Origin of the sequence: Kitasatospora sp. NPDC059462 (assembly GCF_042749955.1) — a bacterium.
Lineage (GTDB): Bacteria > Actinomycetota > Actinomycetes > Streptomycetales > Streptomycetaceae > Kitasatospora.
This window is the reverse complement of sequence record NZ_JBHYUU010000124.1, coordinates 25,200-26,188: the sequence shown is the minus strand read 5'-3', so window position 1 is coordinate 26,188 and position 989 is coordinate 25,200. Positions and strand designations below refer to the sequence as shown.

The following is a 989-nucleotide window of genomic DNA, read 5'->3' as shown; positions in this document are numbered from 1 at the left end:
GGACATCTCCGGCGTGATGGCGGAGGGCCGGGCCAAGGGCACCAACTTCGACCCCGGGGTGGCGGCGCGCCGGGCCGTCCGGCGGCCGCGGCGGCGTCCCGCTGACCTTCACCGAACTGATGGCCCGGCTCGGGGAGTTCCCGCTGCTCACCTTCACCGGCGACCAGAAGGCCGCGCTCGCCCTCGACGAACTGCGCTGCGCCGGCGGCGGCTGGGCCCGGCTCACCTGGGACGGCCTCACCGCGCTCCAGGAGTACGCCGAGGCGGCCGTGCGCGGCCAGGCGGGCGGCGACTTCAAGCAGTGGTGCGAGCGGACGCCGGTCGGCTGCCACCGCTTCCCGCCCCGCAAGGCGGTGCGCGGCGAGTCCCGGACGGTGCACAGCCACGCCAAGTGGAAACGGGAGCGGATGCTCCCGGTACCGGAGTGCGTGGACGCCTCCCGGCGCGCGTTCATGGGTGCGCATCTGCGGATCGGCGGCGGCCGCACCGCACCCCGGTTGCACTACCTCGACGACTGTTCGGGCAGTGGCCGGATCTATGTCGGCTACATCGGGCTGCACCTGACCAACACCAAGACCAACTGAGAGGCTTGGCTGACCGGTGCGCCCGTTCGGTGGACAATGTCCGGGAGGGGGCGGGCCTCGGGGTGGCCGACGGGTTGCCGACCGCCCCCGGGCAGCCGCCGGACGAGCCTGGGGGAACGACCACCGATGCAGTACTCAGCAGACGGCCAGTCCGACGGTGCTGTCACGGCCCCCCAGCCGGGCTTCCTGGCCTCGGTCTTCCGTGACCTCGGGGTCGAGCCGGACGACGACGACCCGTCCGGCCGGCCCGCCGGTGCCCCGGACGCCTCCCCGGACGGCCCGTCACCCGACGGTCCGCCGGGCGTGGGGGGGGGGGCCGGGGGGGCGGGGCCCCCCCCCGCCCACCCCCGCACCCCCACCCCCCCCCCCCACCAGAAGACCCCCACCGGCGAGGGGGGCGCCCCG

At 75.9% G+C, this 989-nt stretch carries 1 protein-coding gene; it reads left to right on the top strand.

Annotated features, from left to right (window positions below):
* Positions 1–119 precede the first annotated feature (119 nt).
* Positions 120–584, top strand: a complete 465-nt coding sequence (locus tag ACFXAM_RS26615) for a hypothetical protein (protein WP_380294821.1) — start codon at positions 120–122, stop codon at positions 582–584.
* Positions 585–989 lie beyond the last annotated feature (405 nt).